We start from the raw sequence: 17,850 nt of genomic DNA, 5'->3' as shown, positions 1-17,850 counted from the left end.
ATGATGAACATTAAAAAGTTATTCAAGCGCCCTAAGGGGCGTTTTGTTTATTTATATGCCCTGATTTTAGGCGCATGTTATCCATTAGGTCTCGCTCCTCTTCAATGGTGGCCAATACTGATTTTCTCCACTTTAGGGTTAATGTGGCTATTGGATGGCGTTTCGACCAGACAAGCTTTTAAAGTCGGTTATTATTATGGTGCCGGCTTTTTTGGTGTTGGCGCCAGCTGGGTGCATGTCAGTATTCACCAATTTGGAAATGCACCATTACCGCTCAGTATTTTTTTGACCTTGGTTTTCGTGCTTTTTCTTGCGCTGTTTAAAGGGTTGGTGGGTTGGATCGTTGGCCGCGCCCAGCAAAAATGGACAACATACGGATTCATCATAAGCTTTCCGGCTGCTTGGTTGATGGTGGACTGGTTTCAAGGTTGGGTATTTACCGGCTTTCCCTGGTTATATGCGGGTTATGGTTTGATTGATAGCCCGTTTGCGGGCTGGATCCCTCTCGTGGGTGTATTGGGTACAGGTATGGTGATGACTTGGTTGGTTAGCTTGAGTTATCTTATTATAAAGTCTTCACTGCATCATTACCGTACTTTCGTTCCATCCTTCTTTAATTATTCGACGATTACGCTAGCAACGGTTTGGATTGGTTGTTGGGCTGTTGCCAACTTTTCAATAGAATATCAAAGTAACACTGATCGGAAAATAGAATTGAGCGTTGCATTGATCCAACCGAATATCCCGCAAGAAGAAAAATGGTTGCCCGAAAACCTACTGGAGTATTTACAGCGATATGACACAATGACCGAACCTCATTGGGGAGCGGATATTATCATCTGGCCTGAAGCGGCCATTCCTGCTTTAAAACACCGAGTGGAAAACTGGTTGGATCACTGGGATAAAAAAGCGAATGAAAGTGGTACTACCTTAATACTCGGTATCCCTATATACGATCATGAAAAACGTAAAATTTTTGCGTCTGTGATCACACTTGGAGAAAGCAAACAACAGTATAATAAACAACATTTAGTGCCATTTGGGGAGTATGTCCCCTTTGAAAATTGGCTTCGTGGACTGATTGAGTTCTTCAATTTACCCATGTCCGCTATGTCGAGTGGCGACAGCGACCAAGCCGCCTTTGAAACCATGAGGTTAAACCTCTTACCAGCTATTTGTTATGAAATCGCCTACAGCCGATTGTTTCAAAAATTCAAAAATAATATTGAAAATCAAAAAGATAGTGTAATTGTAACCATTAGCAATGACGCCTGGTTTGGACACTCTTGGGGCCCACATCAACACTTTCAAATCGCGAGAAGTCGTGCGCTGGAGTTTGGTATGCCTGTTTTACGAGCGACGAATACAGGGATTACTAGCGTAGTCGATCATCTTGGGCAGGCAACGGAATTGATCCCTCAATTCAAACAAGGAACTCTGTCTCGTCAAATTGAATTGAAATTTAAAGCAACACTTTTCAGTCAACTATCGACTTGGATGCTTGTCACTTTAATTTTATTGTGCGGTTTATTGAGTGCGGCTTTTGTTATTATCTCATTGAAAAATAGGTAAAAATTCAATCATGAATAGACGTCTGAACGAAAAGAAACGTTTACCATGAATTGTTACTGTTTATTAAAAAAAGCATTGACCTCTCAAACTGAAAATGGTTAGTATCGACCGTGATTATATAAGGCGCAAAGCCTTAATAACGTTTTTTAGTGATCGTCGAGCATAACGAAGACGCTAAAAAACTGATAACTCCAAAACAATCTATGTAACAACCAGGGAGAAAGAAATTGAGTACTCTAAATAGCAATCCTATTGCTAAAGCGGTTCGTGTTGCCCTTCTGGCGGGCACAGCAACTGCGTTAGCCATGCCTTCTGTATACGCAGAAGAAGCAGATGACGAAAAAGGCGAAAAGGTTGTAGTCACCGGTTCTCGTATTAAAAGAACCGATATCGAAGGTGCTACACCAGTAACAATCATGACTGCCGAAGATATGGCAGAATCCGGCCGGTTTACCGTTGCCGATGCATTGAACAACTCTACTTCGAACCAATTCGGTTCTTTCAACGAGCGTTCTGGCTCTAGCGCACAATCTCAAGCAACAATCAGTTTATTAGGTGCTGGCTCAGACCGTACGCTGGTTTTGGTTGATGGAAAGCGTTTGCCTGGTTCGCCTTCCTTGGGTGGTACTGCAGTAAACCTCAACCAAATCCCAATGGCGATGGTTGAGCGCATTGAGATTTTGAAAGACGGCGGCTCAGCGGTTTATGGCTCTGATGCTGTCGCGGGTGTTGTTAATATCATCCTGAAAAAGGATTTTGAAGGCTTTAATGTGAATTACCAAGTGGGTCGCCCAAGCCTTGAAGGCGGTGACTCGTCTCAGTTCTCGATCACCAGTGGTATTACAGGTGATAAAGGCAATGTGACCTTTGCTTATGAGCACCAAAAGTCGGATGCGATTTTTGACGGTGATCGTGACTATACGGCCGCTTGGGCGCGAGACACAAATGGTGATGGCATCATTCAAGCTTACTCTGAAACGGATGGGAACAGCCTATTTGGTGCGACCATCGTTGCTCCTGACTTTGCTTACACGCTTGCTGCCGCCAATTGTGACGATTTAACGGCAAATGTACCGGGCTTTTTGGGTGAGTTAGCTGCCGATGACGATTGGGGTCCAGGTTCTACGTACTGTATGTATTCCTACGCGAACGTGTCCGCAAATAAAGCCTCTTTAGAGAGAAACTCGGTATTTATTGATGCGAGCTACGATGTTAATGAAAACATTACAATGTTCTCTCGTTTGTTGTTCATGCATAACCAGTCGTTTGGTCGTTACGCACCTCCTGCTGCTTGGTGGCGTGGTATCGATCGTGATAACCCGGTTATTCCACAACAATTGCGAGATGATTATCCTACCGCTCAAACCTTTAATGGTTTGTACCGTTGGACGGGCATCGGTCCTCGTGATAACAACATCGATGATTATACTCAAGACTATATTTTTGGTGCCAATGGCATCACCGATAACGCGATTAATTTAGAGTGGGAAGCGTATGTTCATTTGAACATTACCGATAACAAATCAATCGGTGAGTTTTATCAAAGCATTGGTGGATTAGCTTACAACGATGCCAATGGAATCGCTCTGGACACCGATGAAGGGATTGCGAATTTAAAAGCAACGACCCTAAATAACGATCGAAACGAGTTCTTACAATATTTTGCAGGTATGGGCTTTGAAACTGGCGAATTAGCCGGTGGACCAATTTCGCATTATGTGGGTGGTGAATTCTATGACATCAAATATTTCTCAAAAGTTGATGCTCAGTCTGAAGCTGGCTTAGTGGGTGGTAGCGCAGGTAACTCTTCCGGTGCTGATCGTGACGTGAAAGCTGCGTTCTATGAATTGAGCTTGCCGTTTACCGAGCAGTTTAGTATCGGTTTACAGGTGCGTTATGACAGCTATTCTGATTTTGGTGAAGAAGTATCGCCAAAAATCTCTGCTGAATATCGACCGACAGATTTCCTTTTGGTTCGAGCTTCAATCGGTGAAGGTTTCCGAGCCCCAACTCTTTCTGAGTTAACGCAAGCGGATGCGTTCTCTGCAGAAGATGCGACCGACTACGCACAGTGTCAGGCTCAAGGTACTCCAGCCGGAGATTGTTCTGAGCGTCAAGTTGATACGACTGTTCAAGCCAATCGCAACTTAGAACCTGAAACCTCTGAGTTTGCTAACATTGGCGTTGTCTACAGCATGGCTGACAATATGAGCTTAAAGTTTGACTACTTTAACCTGACGGTTGACAACGTCATTCAGTACGTTTCGGTTCAAGACTTGATCTACGGTCAGTTGGTAAACGGTGATTTCGTAGGAATGGATCAAACTGCGTTTGATAATTCTTATTTAGGTTTACTTCGAGCGGATCCTAATGATCTTTCTACTCGAGCAGTTGAAGCAAAAACCGGTACCGTGAATGGACCTGGCTTTGAAATCAAGGGTGCGGATATTGACTTCAAAGGACAGTGGGACATGGGTGGATTTGGCTCAATTGGTGTTCGAGCACAAATGTCTTACTTCTTTAACTATGAAGAGCAATCATTTTACCAAGGTCCAGTTCAAAACACTGCGGGTTGGGGGTTACAGCCTGAAGTTCGTGGCCAGTTGACTACCACTTGGGAAATGGCGGATCATTTGTTTGCGTGGAACATAGATCACATCGATTCCACTTTCGAAAACAATACGCCTGAAACCGATGCCAACGGAAATGCGACAGGTAAGCTAGTACCACAAGGTGGTTTACACAGCTTTACTATCCACAACTTAGTGTACTCGTACGATGCTGGTGATTGGGGTAAGTACAGTTTAGGTGTTCGAAACGTGTTTGAAGAGAAGCCTATTCTGGATCGCTTAGGTAAATACCCTCGCGATCACTATGACCTATACACCGCGGGTCATTACGGAAGAACCTTATACATGAATGTTAATTGGGATTTCTAATTAACAAGTCATAAGGAAAAACAAAGCCAGTCAAGCAATTGACTGGCTTTTTTAATGTTAATTCTTTTAAAAGCTTTTCTCATTGCTCGTGTGTTGGTTAGGCAGCGAACAACGACATTCGTTTACCAATCAAGATGCAGTAAAACGCCAAATGTGATAGCTTCCTCTTTTCGGTTTCTTTCCCTGTCAATTGTGAGTATTAATGGCTGGTATTAAATCTATCATTATCGTCGGTGGCGGCAGTGCTGGCTGGATGGCTGCAACCTATTTAAATAAGGTGCTTTTAACCGAAACTTCAAAAATTAAAATTAAAGTTATTGAGTCACCCGATATTGAAACTATTGGTGTTGGTGAAGCGACTGTTCCGACTATTAGAGATTTCTTCCAAAAGATCGGCGTTCCTGAAAAACAGTTATTTCTTGAAACAAATGCAACGATTAAGTCTGCGATTAAATTTGTTGACTGGTATGAAAAAGGGGACGGGGGATATTACCATCCTTTTGAAGCTCCCTTGTTTTCCGATGGAATTGAAGCGTCGCATCATTGGGCAGCTGAAAAACTCAAGGGTAGCAATGTTGAACCATTTGCACAGGCGACAGGTGTACTGCCTACTTTGTGTGATGCCGCTCGTGTTCCCAAACCATTCAATGCGAAAGATTATGAAGGCATGACTCTTTATGCCTATCATTTAGATGCGGTATTGATGGCAGCCTATCTTCGTAAAACGGCGCTTGCTCGGGGAGTGGACCGAGTTGAAGATACTGTCAAACAAGTAATATTAAGCGAAACGGGAGACATTTCATCGCTCATTACTGAAAAAACCGGAGAGCACAAGGCAGACTTTTTTATAGATTGTACCGGATTTAAATCATTGCTCATCGAAAAGGCATTAAATCAAAAGTTTATTTCGTTTGAAAATGAATTGCTATGTAATAGTGCGCTCGCTTTACAAACACCCTATTTAAGTGAAAATGATTCTGCGTTGCCTTACACGACCGCTACCGCAAAGAGTTCTGGCTGGATTTGGGAAATAGGATTAGCAAACCGTTACGGTAATGGTTATGTGTTCTCTGATCGGTTTCAGTCTTTTGACGAAGCCGAATTGGAATTTAAACAACACTTAAACGTTGATATGAACCTTGACGTAAAAAAATTAAAAATGAGAGTTGGAAGGCCAGAATCGTTTTGGTTTAAAAATTGCCTAGCTATCGGTTTAGCCGGTGGATTTGTTGAGCCACTGGAGTCAACAGGACTGCAGTTTATTCAAACCGGTTTGGAATTATTTTGCGATTATTTTCCTGCTAAAGAAGATTATGAGGTATTACAAAAACGATATAATCAAATAATGTCTGCAAAGTTCGACGACGTGAAGGACTTTATCGTTTTACACTACTGTTTAAGTAATCGTGAAGACAGTGAGTTTTGGCGTTTTATCAAGCATGAATTGACGATTTCTGACTCGCTACAAGAACAACTTAATATTTGGAAATATAAGCTACCCTCACACTCAGACCTCAAAGAAATTGGTTTGTTTGGTGCGCCCAATTATATGTATATTTTAGCGGGTATGAACAGACTTGTGCATCCGAATAATACCACGTTAAAAAGTATACCTAGTAACAGAAGTTTCAAAGTTCTAACCGATCTTCAAAATTTAAGACGAAGAGCTTTGTCGCTGACGCCATTACATCGTGAGTTACTTAAAAGTATACAACCAAAAAGATGAGCAATAAGTCGAATGATACAATCTAAACTTGAGCCTCATTACTAACATTACTAAAGAAACGCTAGCATTACTGTAACCAATACCAAGCCAACCCCGCAATTTCGTTTAAAGCCTGAAAACTATAATAGGTTGCGTTTGTTGACGGTAAATAGTTCATGAGTTTGTTGTCTAACTGAATTGAAAGACGAGAAGTGGGTGCATTAAGCGTTTTTAAATTCATCGTATTAAATACAAGTTTAGCACGAGCCATATGCCAATTATGGGTAACCAAAACAATACGTTGAATTCCATTTCGCTTTAAAATCTGCGCACTAAATTCAGCATTTTCACGCGTGTTGTTGCTCTGAGTTTCTAGCCACTTCACATTAACACCGAATTCTTCTGTAAGCACTTGGTTCATCAAAACTGCTTCGGGTGTGGGTTCACCAAAAACGCTACCACCAGTAACGAGTAAGGGTAATTCGGTTTTTTTGTGAAGGTAAGCGCCGTACCGGAGTCTTTCTAACGTTCGAGCATTTACGGTATCCGTATGGCCGTATTCCTCAGCTTTGCTTCGTCTTCCTCCGCCTAGAATGACAATAGCGGTCGGCTCCTCCTGTTTATCGATATGCAACTCTTGAATTTGCTTCAGTGTGAGTGCCGGGTAGGTTTGTAACGAATCAAGCAGTAGCTGGGCGATGAAGGGAGTGCTTAAAGCGTACAAACTGAATACGGAAACAGCGACCAAGCCTCGTGCCGTTTTTCGCCATTTCTTCCAGATTATCCAGGCGGCGAGTAACATCAATAAATTGAGCCCTGGGGGTAAAAACAGTGACTTTGCCAGATAGGCGATGAAAGTTCCGGTGGTCATGAGATAAATACAAATCCTTTCTTATTCTTTAGTCGCTACTAATCAGTAATCTTAACGGCTTTTCGGTTGTTGCTTGCGGTGATGCTGCGTTATTATTGCCGGTTTCAGACATTACTATACATTAACAATGCCGCACCCGGACCGTAAACGTACGATTCTGCGGTGGAATTCATTTTTGAGGTTCAATCGTTGACCATGCAGGAACATTACAATCCGCAAGCCATCGAGCAAAAGGTACAGCAGTTTTGGCAAGAAAAACAAGTGTTTAAGGCGGTAAAAGATACCGGCCGAGAAAAATATTACTGCCTTTCGATGCTTCCGTACCCCAGTGGTCGACTTCATATGGGCCACGTTCGTAATTACACCATTGGTGATGTGATTTCACGCTTTAAGCGCATGCAAGGTTTTAATGTACTTCAGCCAATGGGATGGGATGCGTTTGGTCTGCCAGCAGAAAATGCGGCGATCAAAAATAAAGCACAGCCAGCTCAATGGACCGAGCAAAACATTGCTTATATGAAAAAACAGCTGCAGAGCCTTGGGTTTGCCTATGATTGGGAACGTGAAGTCGCAACCTGTAAGCCTGAATACTACAAGTGGGAACAGTGGTTTTTTACCCAGTTGGTTGAAAAAGATCTGGCTTATAAAAAACAGTCACAAGTGAACTGGTGTCCTAATGATGAAACCGTTTTGGCCAATGAGCAGGTGCATGACGGTCGATGCTGGCGCTGTGATACACCGGTGATCAAAAAGGATATCGAACAATGGTTTATTCGGATCACTCAATACGCCGAAGAGTTACTTAACAGCATTGATGAGCTTGACGGTTGGCCGGATAGCGTAAAAACCATGCAGCGTAACTGGATCGGTCGTTCTGAAGGCGTCAACATGACGTTTAAGCTGGCCGATGGCAGTGATGAACTTTCTGTATATACGACCCGTCCGGATACCTTGATGGGGGTGACCTATGTCGCGGTGGCCGCCCAACATCCGTTGGCTAAGCGTGCGGCCGATTCAAACGCTGAATTACAGGCTTTTATTGATGAATGTAATCGCAGCTCTACTGCTGAAGCTGATATTGCCACAATGGAAAAGAAAGGCATGGATACCGGTATTAAAGTCATTCATCCTGTTTCAGGAGCGCTGGTACCAGTATGGGTGGCTAATTTTGTATTGATGGATTACGGCTCGGGCGCGGTAATGGCTGTTCCCGGACACGATCAGCGTGATTGGGAGTTTGCACACAAATACCAAATTGAAATCAAGCAGGTTATCAAACCGGGTGAAAAAGCTGAGCAGGCATGCGATTTGAGCGAGCAAGCTTACACCGAAAAAGGTGTCTTAATTCACTCCGGTGAATTTGATGGTCTAACTTCGGAACAAGCATTTGATGCCATTTGTAAATGGTTAGAAGCCAAAGGGTTGGGTAAAAGGCAAGTCAATTATCGGCTGCGTGATTGGGGCGTTTCTCGGCAACGTTATTGGGGAGCGCCTATTCCTATGGTTCGTTTGGAAAGTGGTGAAATGGTTGCGGCCAAAGAGTTTCCCGTCACATTGCCTACCGATCTCGTAATGGAAGGAGCGAGCTCTCCGCTATTAACCCACGAAGCATTTCTAAATACCGAAGTGGATGGTGTAAAAGGCAAGCGCGAAACCGATACTTTCGATACCTTTATGGAGTCGAGCTGGTACTACGCACGCTATACAACACCAAATAGCGATGACGCCATGTTAGAGCCAGAAGAAGCCAATTATTGGTTACCGGTGGATCAATACATTGGGGGTATCGAACATGCCACCATGCACCTATTGTATTTCCGTTTCTACCACAAGTTAATGCGCGATGCCGGTCTGGTTAACAGTGATGAGCCGGCCAAAAGACTGCTCACTCAGGGGATGGTGCTTTCCGAAACTTATTATCGAGTGGAAAATGGCGCAAAACATTATTACTCACCTGAAGAAGTCACCGTAGAGAAAGATGAGAAAGGCAAAATATTGCGTGCATTTTTGAAAGAAACCGGAGAAGAAGTCACTTTGGGCGGAATGGAAAAAATGTCCAAGTCGAAAATGAACGGTGTGGATCCCCAACATCTGATCGATCAATACGGAGCCGATACTGCACGTCTTTACACCATGTTTGCGGCGCCACCAGAGCAGTCTCTGGAATGGCGAGAAGACGGTGTGCAGGGTGCTTTTAAGTTTTTAAAGCGGGTGTGGAAGCTGGTTTACGATCATTTGGCTGCGGGCGATATCGCTCACTTGAATGACATCGAGCTGAACGCACACCAAAAAGCGGTTCGATTTAAAACGCACGAAACCATTCAAAAAGTGACTGACGATATTGAGCGTCGTTATACGTTTAACACGGCTATCGCCGCAGTTATGGAGTTGTGTAATACCCTTGGCAGAGCCCCACAAAACAGCCGAGAAGATCGTAGTGTCGTGCGTGAAGGTATCGAAACGGTCATTTTGTTACTCAGCCCGATCACTCCCCATATTTGTCATGATTTGTGGCAAGCAATTGGAAACGACTCGGCGGTTATTGATGTCAGCTGGCCGCAAGTGGACGAATCCGCTTTGGTTCAAGATGAAGTCGAACTGGTGGTACAAGTAAACGGTAAACTGCGTGCTAAAATCACCGTTGCTAAAAATGCAGATAAAGAAACGATTGAGTCGATAGCACTAAACGATGAAAATGTACAACGGTTTACCGATGATAAGTCCATTCGCAAAGTGATCGTTGTGCCTGGCAAGTTGGTGAATATTGTTGTTGGTTAATTCAATGCAGCGATTCAGCACGGCACTTTTTTTTAGTCTGCTCTTGGGTTCGCTTGGTAGTTGCGGCTTTCATTTAAAAGGGCTGGAAACTGACCAGGCGACATCGATGTTACAGTCGATCGCTTTACAGTCGATGGGTAACACCCAAACATTAGCCGTCTTGACTCAACAACAGTTAGCTTTGTTAGGTGTTGAGATTCAGCCAGAGTCGGAAAACCGTTTACAGCTCAAATCTGAGCGTTTGGCAAAGCGTGTATTGGCACGTGATGCCAGCGGACGCGCAACCGAATATCAACTTCGCCTAGAGCTGAACTTTCATTTTTCCGTTGGAAACACAGATAGCCAGGAACAACATTTATCCGTTTCGCGAATTTTTCATTACGATCGAAGTCAATTGCTGGCGGCAAGACAACAGGAAGCCGAATTACTGACCAACATGCGAGTACAATTGGCTCAGCAATTGATTCGAACACTAGAGCAGAGCGCACCTTGAAAGGAACTCGGATTGGCCATTAAGTTTGAACAATTAGCGAACCAACTTCAGATTCCGTTACCGGCTTTTCTGATCACTGGTGACGAGCCGCTACTGGTAATGCAGGCACAAGATAAAATCCGCAAAGCGCTGCAACAGCAAGGCTTTAGTGAGCGTAACTTGTACAGTGTCGGTCGTGGATTTTCATTCGATCAATTAACTGCCGAAGCCGACAACCTCTCTTTATTTGCCGATAAAAAAATCATCGAATTGCGCTTTGAAAAGTTACCGGATAAGTCTCAGCAAGCAGCACTTATTGAGTTGTTGGCGCAACCGACGACAGACAAAAGTTACCTGATTACCTGCCCAAAGCTGGATAAACGACAACTTTCCAATAAGTGGGTAAAAGCCGTTGAACAACATGGATTGGTCGTACAAATTTGGCCGGTTGCGGCCTATCAATTGCCGCAATGGATCGCAGGTCGCGCTAACGAGTTGGAGTTAAAGTTAAGTAACGATGCGATACAGTTTCTCGCCGATCGCAGCGAAGGGAATTTGTTGGCTGCTAATCAGGATCTGGAAAAGCTGCAACTGCTAGCGAGCGAACAACTGTTAGAAGTAGAACATTTGCAGGATGCGGTTGCCAACAACGCACGATACACCAGCTTCGAACTCATAGATACCGCGCTGGCAGGACAAACTTCGAAAGTGTTGCGAATGCTGGGGCAATTGCGTGCCGAAGGTATAGCGCCGATGCTCTTGATCACAACGGTGTATCGTGAAGCCCGACAAATGTTAAAGATGTCGGAAGCGGTTGCAGCGGGCTCTAATGTTGGCGAAGTGGTCCGACAATATCGAGTATGGAGTTCGCGCAGCCGATTGATTTCGGGTGTGCTCAATCGACTGCCACCTGTATTATGGCGACGCGTGGTTCAGCGTTGTTCGCATCTCGATAAATTGGCAAAAGGTAAAGAACAAGGCAACTTATGGGACGAGCTAACGACGTGTTTGCTGCTAATGTCAGGAAAGCCTTTGTGGCGCAAGGTGATTTAAATTGACGGTAAGAAATACTCCACTGGTGATTTTTGGTGGCACTTTCGATCCTGTGCATTACGGTCACTTACGATTGGTAGAAAATCTGCATAATCTGTTACCGCATGCAGAAATACGATTAATGCCTAGCGCCTATCCGCCTCATCGAACTCAACCTATTGCAACGCCTAAACAACGGCTGGAGATGTTACAACTTGCGACTCGTAGCGTGTCTCATTTATCGGTGGATGATCGGGAGCTGAAGCGAAATGGACCATCTTTTACGTTGCTTTCGATCCTGGAGTTTCAACGAGAGTTTCCCAAGCGACCTCTGTTACTTGTGATGGGGGATGACGCGATCGCGCATTTGCATACCTGGTATAATTGGCAAGAGCTGGTTGACTCGGTGAATATTATTGCGGTTGCCCGGCCTGGCGATTTTGCCAGTCAGCCCGTTTCAGAAGTTATGGATAAACTGACCTTCTGTGAAGATATTTTAGAACTGTTGGAAGAGCCCAGTGGTGGTCTTTACCGCCATCTTTGCCCACTGCTTGATATTTCTGCGACACAAATTCGCGATTTAATAGCAGAAAAGCACTCCTGTCGTTTTTTACTGCCGGATTCCGTTATAGAATATATTGGTCAGCATCATTTGTATGCGACATTTAACTAATTTCTCGTCCTACTAAGGTTATTGAATGGATAGCGAAGCACTGAAAGCATTTATTGTTGATCAACTTGAAGAAGCCAAAGCAAAAGACATCAGCGTGATTGATGTACAACAAAAAACCACCATCACCGATACCATGGTGATCTGCTCCGGAACCTCCTCCCGTCATGTGAAATCCATCGCTATGCAACTGGTACAAAAAGCCAAAGAGCTTGGAAAAATGCCATTAGGCGTGGAAGGCGAAAACACTTCTGAATGGGTTTTGGTGGATTTTGGTGATGCCATCGTGCATGTTATGCAGGCGAATGTGCGTGACTACTACCAGATTGAAAAGTTATGGAGTGCTGAAGCGACTTCATGATCATTCGCCTGATTGCTGTTGGGCATAAAATGCCCTCCTGGGTTGAAACTGCCTATCAGGAGTATGCAAGACGTCTTCCCCGTGAGTGCAAACTGGAACTTATAGAAATTGCCGCAGCCAAAAGAGGGAAGCAAGTCGATATTGCGCGCGTTATGGCGAAAGAAGCTGACGCCATTAAAGCCGCAATCGATCCCAGCGATTGGGTGATTGCATTGGATGTTGAAGGTCGGAACTGGTCTACCCCACAGTTAGCGCAACAGTTAACGCGTTGGCAGCAACAAGGACGCAATATCGCTTTGTTAGTGGGTGGTCCGGAGGGATTAACCCCCGAACTGCGGCAGATGGCCGATCAAAAGTGGTCTTTATCGGCGCTCACGTTACCGCACCCACTGGTGCGCGTCGTTGTGGCGGAAGCGCTGTATCGGGCCTGGACGGTCACGGTGAATCACCCATATCATCGTGAATAAAATAAATATAATCCAACAGTTTTCAACACTATGCCTGTAACTTTAATGTCCTCTTATTCTGCTTTTATCTGACTCTATGTTGCAACGTAAAGTCACTATTAAAAACCAGTTTAAAGAGCTGATGCTCTATCAGAACCGTATGCTTGTCGGTTTTATTCTGGTGGTGTTCATGATGGTGTTGTTGGTGGTTTGGGTTGCCAACCTGCAAATCGTTCAATACGACAAGTATCGTACTGAATCGGATAATAATCGTATTAGAGTCTTACCCGTCGCGCCCACACGTGGGCTGATTTACGATCGTAATGGCACCATTCTTGCCGAGAATCGCTCGGTTTATTCTTTGGAACTAGTGCCAGAACAAATTCGAGATATGCAACGCACGGTTTCTGAGTTACAGCAATTAATGTCATTGAATGATGAGGATGTGGAGCAGTTTTGGGAAGAGTTGAAACGTACGCGCGAACGCTTTAAGAAAATCCCACTAAAGCAAAAACTGTCAGACAAGCAAGTGGCTCGATTTTCGGTTGATCGCCATAAATTTCCGGGGGTGAGTATTGAAGCGCGATTGGTTCGCTATTATCCCTATGGCAAAATCCTGGTGCATGCGCTGGGTTATGTTGGACGTATTAATGATCGTGAATTGCAAAAAATTGATCAACAGAATTACAAAGCAACGCGTCATATCGGTAAAGTCGGGCTGGAAAAGTATTACGAATCAATTTTGCACGGAACGATTGGCAGCCAGAAAGTGGAGACCGATGTTCAGGGTCGAGTGTTGCGCGTGCTGTCGGAGCAGCCACCGGTAGCAGGACAAGATCTGTATCTGGAAATCGACCTGTCTTTACAGCTGGCCGCACACAAAGCGTTAAATGGCAGTCGCGGTGCTGTGGTTGCGATCAATCCTAAAAATGGCGGTTTGTTAGCGCTGGTCAGCACACCGGGTTATAACCCGAATCTTTTTGTCACTGGCATATCCAGTAAAGATTACCAGGCGCTGTTAAATGAAGATCGGCCCTTATTTAATCGCGCATTGCGCGGTCAATATTCGCCGGGCTCCACCATTAAACCTCATTTGGCCTGGTTGGGGTTGGAGTCAAGAATGGTAACGCCGGATTACGCCATAGATGATCGCGGAACTTACATATTGCCGACGGATGAACAAAGAAAATTTCGCGACTGGGTTAAGTGGGGACATGGCAAACAGGTCAACTATCGAAGAGCGATCATTCAGTCGTGCGACATTTACTTTTACGACCTGGCTTATAAACTCGGTATCGATAAAATAGCCGAAACCATGACGCAATTTGGCTTTGGCGAATCCACCGGTATCGATATGGGGGAAGAAGTTCCCGGTTTAATGCCCAGCCGAGCCTGGAAAAAAGGGGCACGTGGTGTGCACTGGTTTCCAGGCGAAACAATCATTACCGGTATTGGTCAAGGTTACTGGTTGGCAACACCGCTTCAAATAGCAAACGCTTCCGCCGTTATTGCCAACGATGGCGTGCGCTATCAATTGCGATTGGTGAAAAGTATTGCCGAAGATGGTAAGGCAATTTCAATTGATCCGATACTGGCTCCGCAGCAGATAAATATTGGCGACGGCAAACACTTTAAGCGGATTCAAGACGCTATGCGAGAGGTCAACCATAACCCGGTTATCGGTACCGCTCGTGGCGCTTTCGAAAAAGCACAATACGTGTCTGCTGGGAAAACCGGAACCGTTCAACTCATATCGCAAGAGGAAGATTACGAAGCGGAGAAAACGGCTGAGCGATTAAGAGACAACGCATTGTATATCGGGTATGCACCTTTCGACGATCCACAAATTGCAGTAGCGGTTGTTGTGGAAAACGCAGGTGGCGGTGGATCAAACGCTGCGCCAGTTGCTCGTCAGGTGATGGACCAGTTTTTGTTAAGCAAGCCGTCAACCAGAAGTGAGCAGCCATGAACGCGCGCAGTCATACTCACAAAGAGCGCCAAAGTTTGGTGTGGCGCTTACATCTGGACTTGCCTTTGTTAGCCGGACTGCTCGCCGTCATGGCGTTTGGGTTAATGATTTTGTATAGCGCCGGTGGAGAAAGTGAATCGTTGATGTATCGGCAAATCACACGTTTGGGGTTAGGCTGTGTGGTCATGTTTGTTATGGCACAGTTACCGCCGAGATTTTACGCCAAATGGGCACCCGCACTTTATGGTATAGGTATTTTGTTGCTGGTCGCCGTGTTGCTGTTCGGCGACAAAGGCAAAGGTGCGCAACGCTGGTTAGAGTTTGGTAGTTTTCGTTTTCAACCTTCTGAAATAATGAAACTGGCAGTGCCAATGATGGTCGCCTGGTTTTTCAGTGATCGGGTTTTACCTTCAAAAAAGCGCGAACTTTTTTTAGCTCTCGCAATCGTAATGATACCCACTTTGCTGATTCTAAAGCAGCCGGACCTTGGAACCAGTTTGCTTATTGCTTGCTCTGGGATATTTGCCATTTATCTTTCCGGAGTGAATTGGAAAATGATTTTTGGTCTCGGGATTGTTAGTGTGATCTATGCGCCGGTTCACTGGTTTTTTGTAATGCGCGATTATCAGCGCGAACGAGTCTTGGTGTATCTTGATCCGGAACGTGATCCACTTGGCAGTGGTTACCATATCATTCAGTCTAAAATTGCAATCGGTTCCGGTGGTATTGATGGCAAAGGCTGGTTGGAAGGCACGCAGTCGCAATTGGAGTTTTTACCCGAGCGTTCAACCGATTTTATTTTTGCGGTATTGGGTGAAGAGTTCGGTTTAATCGGTGTGATCATTTTGTTATCGATGTATTTGTTTGTGATCGCTCGAGGCATGTACATCGGAACTCAGGCTCAGGAAACGTTTTCGCGCTTGTTAGCCGGTGCCATTATACTGACATTTTTTATATACCTGTTTGTTAACATAGGTATGGTTACGGGCTTATTACCCGTTGTAGGTTTGCCTTTACCGTTGGTCAGCTATGGAGGTACTTCTATGGTGACCTTACTTGCAGGCTTTGGTATGTTAATGTCGATTTATACACATCGAAAACTGGTTTCCCGATAACACCAATCATTTGTAAGGGAGTAGTAACCTTGAATTGTTCTACAGTCATTCAGACGGGCATACGATTAACAAAGCTTAGCGTTTTGCTTAGTGCTTTTTGTTTATCGCTTGTGGCTCGAGCAGAAAGCACAATAACAGAAACCGAAGAGCAATTTATATTGCGTATGGTTGCTGAACATCAGATGGATGAAAATAAGCTTCGCGTTTGGTTTGCCAAAGCTAATAAGCAACAAAAAATTATCGACTCTATGAATCGTCCTGCCGAAGCTTTGCCCTGGCATAAATATCGTAAAATATTCATTCGTGATTCGCGTATAAAAGCAGGCATTAACTTCTGGAATCAATATCATACCGAGTTGAAACGTGCTGAAGAAACTTTTCAAGTACCGGCTGCGATTATCGTTGGTATTATCGGGGTGGAAACTTTTTATGGAAAAATACAGGGCACTATTCCAGTTTGGGATGCGCTTTACACCTTGGGATTCCATTATCCGAAACGCGCAACCTTTTTTCGAAAGGAAATGGAGCAGTTTTTACTTTTGTGCCGTGAGCAAGGGTGGAATGTATTAGAACCGAAAGGCTCCTATGCCGGTGCGATGGGTATGGGGCAATTTATCTCTTCCAGTTACCGAGAGTACGCGGTCGATTTTGATGGTGACGGTAAAATTGATTTATTCAATAACCCGATCGATGCCATCGGCAGTGTAGCAAATTACTTTCGTAAACATCGTTGGCGCTGGGGTGAGCCCGTTGCCTATCCAGTGACAGTGCAAGGCTCGTTAGAGGAAAGCTTTAAGCCAGAGCGGCTCAAACCAAAATCGACTGCCGGGGCGATTCGAGCGAAAGGGTTTGATTGGTTGGTTGAAACGTTGCCAGAACAAACGGCTGCGATATATCCGTTTGAACAATCAGAAGGAGAAGATTACTGGGTTGGGTTCGATAATTTTTATGTGATCACTCGATATAATCACAGTACCTTGTACGCACTTGCGGTATATCAATTCAGTCAAGAAGTGACGGCGCGCCGAGCAATGTCTTATTGGCATGGATAAATCATGACTCTTTTGTTTCGATTTTGTTCGTTATTGCTTTTTATAGTCTGGCTTAGTGCTTGTGGTGTGATTCAGGTACAAGACGGTGCGCCAGATAAACCGCGAGATGTTTCTCAGATTCCAGATGCCATTCCTCGAGTTGAGCCACTCAGCGTATACGGTAACCCCAGTCAATACGAGCAAGACGGCATCACCTATTACGTGATGAACGATGCCCGACACTACAAAGCACGAGGTATCGCCAGCTGGTATGGTACAAAATTTCATGGGGTACGCACTTCATCAGGGGAAGTTTACGATATGTACGCAATGAGTGCTGCCCACAAAACTTTGCCCCTTCCAACTTATGTAAAAGTGACCAATTTGCGCAATGGTAAACAGGTGGTTGTAAAGGTGAATGATCGGGGACCTTTTAAAGAGGGACGGATCCTCGATTTGTCTTATGCAGCAGCCGTAAAACTTGGTTTTCAACAGCATGGCACGACCGAAGTGGAAGTCGAGGCGATTGTGCTGGAAGGGACTCACAGGCAAACCGGTCCGATTGCGATCCCGGAAGGAAAACGAACATATGTTCAGGTTGGCGCCTATTCCGATAAAGAAAAGGCTCGCCGGTTGGTCAATGCGATTAGCCAACAGGTACCCTGGCCGGTGACGACCAGTGAAGTTCGAGTGCGTAGGCAGTTCCTCCACCGGGTTCGAATTGGTCCTATCGAAACAACCGATGCTGCGAATCGATTAGTGGATACCTTGTCGATGCCCGAGCTGGGAACGCCTAAAGTGGTGTTTGAGTGAAGGCTTGAGTTAAAAACGCTAAGTGATAAGGACCAAGACTAAGTGAAAGAGTTGACCGGCATAAAATATCTAACAT

At 44.8% G+C, this 17,850-nt stretch carries 14 protein-coding genes; 13 read left to right on the top strand and 1 reads right to left on the bottom strand.

Annotated features, from left to right (window positions below; genetic code table 11):
• From lnt to ACTUJY_RS00805, 3 genes are all read left to right on the top strand, one after another.
• Window positions 1-1,572: an apolipoprotein N-acyltransferase gene (gene lnt, locus ACTUJY_RS00815; protein WP_463614131.1), complete on the top strand. Its 1,572-nt coding sequence runs from the start codon at window positions 1-3 to the stop codon at window positions 1,570-1,572.
• Window positions 1,573-1,799: 227 nt separating this feature from the next.
• Window positions 1,800-4,511 (top strand): TonB-dependent receptor plug domain-containing protein, encoded by a 2,712-nt coding sequence (locus ACTUJY_RS00810; RefSeq protein ID WP_463614130.1) that lies wholly within the window; start codon window positions 1,800-1,802, stop codon window positions 4,509-4,511.
• Between the two features lie 202 nt (window positions 4,512-4,713).
• A complete protein-coding gene (locus ACTUJY_RS00805; protein WP_463614129.1) occupies window positions 4,714-6,237 on the top strand; it encodes a tryptophan halogenase family protein in 1,524 nt (507 codons plus the stop codon).
• Between the two features lie 67 nt (window positions 6,238-6,304).
• On the opposite strand, the gene ACTUJY_RS00800 is transcribed toward ACTUJY_RS00805, so the two are convergent.
• Entirely contained in the window at window positions 6,305-7,087 is a 783-nt protein-coding gene (locus tag ACTUJY_RS00800; protein ID WP_463614128.1) for a YdcF family protein, read from the bottom strand.
• Between the two features lie 195 nt (window positions 7,088-7,282).
• On the opposite strand from ACTUJY_RS00800, the gene leuS reads away from it, so the two are divergent.
• From leuS to ACTUJY_RS00750, 10 genes are all read left to right on the top strand, one after another.
• On the top strand, window positions 7,283-9,865 hold the full coding sequence (leuS, locus tag ACTUJY_RS00795; protein WP_463614503.1) for a leucine--tRNA ligase: 2,583 nt from the start codon (window positions 7,283-7,285) through the stop codon (window positions 9,863-9,865).
• Between the two features lie 4 nt (window positions 9,866-9,869).
• Complete coding sequence (locus tag ACTUJY_RS00790) at window positions 9,870-10,358, top strand: LPS-assembly lipoprotein LptE (protein WP_463614127.1); 489 nt, start codon at window positions 9,870-9,872, stop codon at window positions 10,356-10,358.
• Window positions 10,359-10,370: 12 nt separating this feature from the next.
• Window positions 10,371-11,390 (top strand): DNA polymerase III subunit delta, encoded by a 1,020-nt coding sequence (gene holA, locus ACTUJY_RS00785; protein ID WP_463614126.1) that lies wholly within the window; start codon window positions 10,371-10,373, stop codon window positions 11,388-11,390.
• 1 nt (window position 11,391) lies between these two features.
• The gene (nadD, locus tag ACTUJY_RS00780) at window positions 11,392-12,042 is read left to right on the top strand and encodes a nicotinate-nucleotide adenylyltransferase (protein ID WP_463614125.1); all 651 of its coding nucleotides are present in this window, start codon (window positions 11,392-11,394) and stop codon (window positions 12,040-12,042) included.
• Window positions 12,043-12,067: 25 nt separating this feature from the next.
• Window positions 12,068-12,400, top strand: a complete 333-nt coding sequence (gene rsfS / locus ACTUJY_RS00775; RefSeq protein ID WP_463614124.1) for a ribosome silencing factor — start codon at window positions 12,068-12,070, stop codon at window positions 12,398-12,400.
• The gene (gene rlmH, locus ACTUJY_RS00770; protein WP_463614123.1) at window positions 12,397-12,867 is read left to right on the top strand and encodes a 23S rRNA (pseudouridine(1915)-N(3))-methyltransferase RlmH; all 471 of its coding nucleotides are present in this window, start codon (window positions 12,397-12,399) and stop codon (window positions 12,865-12,867) included. The genes rsfS and rlmH overlap by 4 nt, the downstream gene beginning before the upstream one ends.
• A gap of 76 nt (window positions 12,868-12,943) precedes the next feature.
• A complete protein-coding gene (mrdA, locus tag ACTUJY_RS00765) occupies window positions 12,944-14,815 on the top strand; it encodes a penicillin-binding protein 2 (protein WP_463614122.1) in 1,872 nt (623 codons plus the stop codon).
• Window positions 14,812-15,930: a rod shape-determining protein RodA gene (gene rodA / locus ACTUJY_RS00760; RefSeq protein WP_463614121.1), complete on the top strand. Its 1,119-nt coding sequence runs from the start codon at window positions 14,812-14,814 to the stop codon at window positions 15,928-15,930. Before mrdA ends, rodA begins: the two co-directional genes overlap by 4 nt.
• A gap of 29 nt (window positions 15,931-15,959) precedes the next feature.
• Complete coding sequence (mltB, locus tag ACTUJY_RS00755; RefSeq protein WP_463614120.1) at window positions 15,960-16,982, top strand: lytic murein transglycosylase B; 1,023 nt, start codon at window positions 15,960-15,962, stop codon at window positions 16,980-16,982.
• A 3-nt stretch (window positions 16,983-16,985) separates the two neighbouring features.
• Entirely contained in the window at window positions 16,986-17,774 is a 789-nt protein-coding gene (locus ACTUJY_RS00750) for a septal ring lytic transglycosylase RlpA family protein (protein WP_463614119.1), read from the top strand.
• The last annotated feature ends 76 nt before the right edge of the window (window positions 17,775-17,850 follow it).

The organism is Pleionea sp. WD8-19, assembly GCF_055326765.1.
Note: the sequence above shows the minus strand (reverse complement) of the source record. Positions and strands in the feature narration are given on the sequence as shown.